General features: G+C 67.6%; 2 protein-coding genes. Both read right to left on the bottom strand.

Translation table 11 applies throughout. The annotated features are described in order from the left end of the window. Positions 1-50: 50 nt before the first annotated feature. Entirely contained in the window at positions 51-461 is a 411-nt protein-coding gene (locus Pta02_RS40735) for a hypothetical protein (RefSeq protein ID WP_203880405.1), read from the bottom strand. A 19-nt stretch (positions 462-480) separates the two neighbouring features. Next, complete coding sequence (locus Pta02_RS40740) at positions 481-1,326, bottom strand: IS5 family transposase (protein WP_203880406.1); 846 nt, start codon at positions 1,324-1,326, stop codon at positions 481-483. Between the last annotated feature and the right edge of the window lie 102 nt (positions 1,327-1,428).

Raw genomic sequence — 1,428 nt, forward strand, 5'->3', positions numbered from 1 at the left:
AGAGGGCGTTCTGTGAGCTTCCGTCCGCTTTGAGCCTGAGCGGTGGAGATCTATCCGCGATGGCCTGGCCGCGGCAGCGCGAAGAGCCCGGGTTCGGGCTCGATGAGGATGCCCCGAGCGACCATGCGTTTGAGCTTGGCGCGCAGGCTCTCGGTGTGCTTGGGTCCCAGTCCTATGTTCAAGGTCCGGCAGATGTCCTTGACCCGCAGCCCGTCCGGCGCTTGCTCCACGATCGCCAGAATCTGCCGGTAGGCGGGTGAGAGCCCGGCTGCCTCAGGGACGGGCTCGGCCAGGTCAGCGGCCATCTCCAGAATCGTCTGGCGGGTGAGGCGCAGCCGGGACAGCACCTGCTCGGCCGCATTCAACCGCACGGACAAGTCGGTGATCTGCTCGCGCAGCCGGTCGGCTTCGGCCTGGGCGGCCCTCTCCCGCTCGGCCAGGCGCTCAAGGAATTGGCGCATCTGCGGCTCCCGCGCTCGCCTATGTCGACCGCTGGCCGGGATCGCGCCAGGTCGAGGTGGCCGTGCCGGTCAGGCGCCGGGTCATGTTGTCGGTCATCGACCAATAGATCATCGATTCCGAACTCGCGGGCCGCGCCTCGTAGGCGCGAGCCAGCCGGCGGTGCAGCATCAGGGTGCCGAAGACCTGCTCGGCCACCCACCGCTTGGGCAGTGGCGCAAACCCGCAGGTATGCGGGTCGCGCTGCACCACCTCCACCTCGATGCCCAGGCCGGCGCCATGGGCGGCGACCGCGTTCTTGAACCCGGCATCGGTCCAGGCCGTGCGCACGCTCGGATTGGCGGCGGCGACCTTGTCCAGCAGCGCGATGCCGATGGCGTTGTCGTGCACGCCGGCGGCGGCCACCACCACCGCGATCACCAGCCCGAGCACATCGGAGGCGATGCCCCGCTTGCGGCCCCGGCTCTTCTTGCCTGGATCCAGTCCGGTGGTGTCGGCCGGGGCGTTGAGGGAGCTGTGCACGGTCTGGGTATCCAGCGCCACCGCGCTGGGGTCCTCGGCCCGGCCCGCCTGCTCACGTACCTGCCAGCGCAGCAGGTCGTGGATGGTCTGATCGATGCCGTCATCGCGCCAGGTGGCGAAGTAGTAATACACCGCGGTGTAGGGCGGCAGGTCGTGCGGCAGGTAGCGCCACTGGCAGCCGGTCCGGGCCTGGTACAGGATCGCGTTGACGATCTCCCGCATGTCGTAGCGACCCTCATGGCCGCTGACCGATGGGTGCTGTCCCTTCCATGAGGCGATGACCGGACGGATCAGCTCCCACCGCTCGTCGGACAGATCACTGGGGTATGGCTGACGCTCGCTCATGACTGTCAGTGCAGCTCACCCACACCGAACGTCAACCTATTTACCGAAAATCTCTACCGAACCGCAGGGATCAAAGGCCCATACCCTCACAGAACGCCCTCT

This window comes from Paraplanobispora takensis (assembly GCF_016863195.1).
Classification (GTDB): domain Bacteria; phylum Actinomycetota; class Actinomycetes; order Streptosporangiales; family Streptosporangiaceae; genus Planobispora; species Planobispora takensis.

Excerpts from the sequence above, each read along its gene's own strand:
- Pta02_RS40735 (WP_203880405.1), bottom strand. The coding sequence starts at position 461 with ATGCGCCAATTCCTTGAGCGCCTGGCCGAGCGGGAGAGGGCCGCCCAG.
- Pta02_RS40740 (WP_203880406.1), bottom strand. The coding sequence starts at position 1,326 with ATGAGCGAGCGTCAGCCATACCCCAGTGATCTGTCCGACGAGCGGTGG.